Source organism: Methanocalculus sp. (assembly GCF_029762515.1).
Lineage (GTDB): Archaea > Halobacteriota > Methanomicrobia > Methanomicrobiales > Methanocorpusculaceae > Methanocalculus.
Map to the genome: position 1 here is coordinate 1 of NZ_JARVGN010000396.1, position 2,036 is coordinate 2,036.

Genomic DNA, 2,036 nt, shown 5'->3' on the forward strand with positions numbered 1-2,036 from the left:
TTCGATATGTATACATCGGTTCAACACAATATCCCTGCCAACGGAATGGTCTTGAATCTATTAAACCGGGCGGTGTGCGTATTCGAATGTATTTACAGTTCCAATGTTCGATTAAATATGCATCAACAGCCTCTTGAATATTGATAAATGTACTTTCCTTCTTGTGCTGTTTTAATTTTTCATAATCAACGATCAATGGACCAAGATACAGTAAATAGGCCTTTGGAGGGGGGGAAAAAGCCATGGTAATTTTGCCAATATAGTTTTTAATGAAAAAAGGATAAATCGACACGAGGGTCGTACCATTGTATATTAACAGGGGGATTAATTTTGTTTTTGTCTGTTGTTCAACGGTTTTCAACCATTGCCACGAGTGGAAAACCGTTCCATGGGAACACGTGGCCGCTACCGAATCCCAGACATCCGCCTCATCTTCACCGGCTACTTTAACATCAAATGCCATACGAATACATCAAGATATACAATTCTCTTCGATTCTTTTCATTGCATTTTAACTGGATGGTAGTACTTGATTCGTGCCAGTATCCAAACTGCAATATCAATGATTTATTGGATATCACCTGATTGCAAAAAAGATTATCCATTTTATTATCTGCAAATTAATTTCTATCCTTTGAGAATAGTGAATTCAAATTCTCCTTGAGCGGTTTAATCGTTGTTAAATATCCATTTTCAACAAGGGATGCAAAACGTGATCTCTTTTTTACGATGAAACGAAGTTTTAAATTCGGATTAAACTTTGTAAAATAGTTACTGAGTCTGTGATTTCCTGCAGTTCCCATCTGGAGGTATGTATCCAGTCCTTTATCGCAGGCATGGCTAATTTCTTCCCATGTAATGAGAGGATTGGGTGATGGTGAGATCTCAATGCTCGGCTTTGGACTTCCAATCCAGCTATATTCAGTATTGCGATGGTATACTTTCACACTTCCGGTAATAAGTTCTCCGTCATACTTTGCGACAAGAATTTTAATATTATTTTGAAAACGATTGTAAATATCAAGTAAATATTCTAGTGGCACATTGACGGTGCGCTTCTGATCCCTGTATCTTCCCTGAAGTAATTTGTAGATAGCGATGAATTCATCACGGTGCCCGATTTCAATCGTGATCCCTTTCTTTCGGGCCCGGGTGATATCCGTCCGGGCGTTCTTTTTCAGGTTCTCCCATAAAACATCTTTCCCCAGCTTCACGTCGAATTCATAGTCATAAGCAGGAATTATTTCATAGTCAGCCCACTGGAAGGGTCTCGGATCCGCAAGGTTCGGAGGGAGTGCAAAATAATTATAATCGCTGGAAATATCGTTAAATAAAAAGTTATCAACCTCCTTTTGGAATCCAGTGTAATAGCTCTCCTTTTTATCCTGCTTTAGAAGCTCATATTCCCTGAACACCGGGCCCAAAAACAGCATACCTACATGGGGCGGGGGGGAAAAAACCATATTTAAGTTATACTTTTTTTGAACGAAAAGAGGAAAGGCAGCAATTGGCTCAGTATTGTTCAGACCAATAATTGGATAAAATGTGCCATTTGTATGCTTTTCCACAATCTTGAGCCAATCCCAGCGGTGAAATATGGTACCATGGATTGAATTCTCTATGATTGTATCCCACTCGGGTGACTCATTTTGTTTTAATATCTTTAATTCGATAGCCATTCTACACAAACCTCAACTATCACTCTGTCTTATGCTGACTTTTACGGGAAGCGTTTTATCATTCCACAATAGTGTGATAGAGTCATCTTTTTTTGATATAATGGATACATTATCAGAAATATTATCTAACTTATTGATGTCCCACAAATAGATGTCAATATAATCAGGACCTTGATTTTCACCAGCAAAAATCGATAATTCACCATCATGGTATTGATAGGAAAATCGGGAGTTTTCTCGTTTCTTCCACCAATGATAGATGTCCCCAGCACAGGTTACCCAGGCGCCCCGTTTTTTGCATCTCTCAATCAACTCGACATATTTTTCAGTGAAGCCTGGATATTCTAGCTCGTTAAA

The 2,036-nt window shown here is 38.6% G+C and carries 3 protein-coding genes; all 3 read right to left on the reverse strand.

Translation table 11 applies throughout. The features are described 5' to 3' along the window. A partial coding sequence (locus QCH34_RS11385; RefSeq protein ID WP_300334257.1) for a hypothetical protein occupies positions 1–463 on the reverse strand: 463 nt, incomplete at its 3' end. 157 nt (positions 464–620) lie between these two features. Then, a complete protein-coding gene (locus tag QCH34_RS11390) occupies positions 621–1,679 on the reverse strand; it encodes a GNAT family N-acetyltransferase (protein WP_300334259.1) in 1,059 nt (352 codons plus the stop codon). A gap of 12 nt (positions 1,680–1,691) precedes the next feature. Then, positions 1,692–2,036: hypothetical protein (locus tag QCH34_RS11395; RefSeq protein WP_300334261.1), on the reverse strand; the 345-nt coding region annotated here is incomplete at its 5' end.